Below are 371 nucleotides of genomic sequence, written 5' to 3'. Positions count from 1 at the left end.
CAGCGGCAGAAACTCGACGGCATCCGCATAGCGTTGCTTGAGCCACAGGCAGACGTCCTCGTTTTCATCGCGATTCAGCGTGCAGGTGGAATAAACCAGCGTCCCGCCTGGGCGCAGGGCATGAAACGCGCTGTCGATCAGTTCGCGCTGTGTGGCGGCGATCTCCAGGTTGCTTTCAACGGACCAGTTTTTTAACGCATCAGGATCTTTACGCACCACGCCTTCGCCGGAGCAGGGCGCGTCGAGCAGGATGGCATCAAAGGCTTCCGGCAGGGCAGCGCCAAACACGCGACCATCGAAGTGCGTTAACGCGACGTTGTGGATCCCGCAGCGGCTGATATTGGCGTGCAGGACTTTAACGCGGCTGGCGG

General features: G+C 60.4%; 1 pseudogene. It reads right to left on the bottom strand.

The annotated features are described in order from the left end of the window. Positions 1–371, bottom strand: a pseudogene (locus tag FLQ44_RS22565) (hypothetical protein); the annotation flags it as partial.

Origin of the sequence: Vogesella mureinivorans, from assembly GCF_007644035.1 — a bacterium.
GTDB lineage: Bacteria > Pseudomonadota > Gammaproteobacteria > Burkholderiales > Chromobacteriaceae > Vogesella > Vogesella mureinivorans.
The sequence above is the reverse complement of the archived record's forward strand: the minus strand, read 5'-3'. Positions and strand labels throughout refer to the sequence as shown.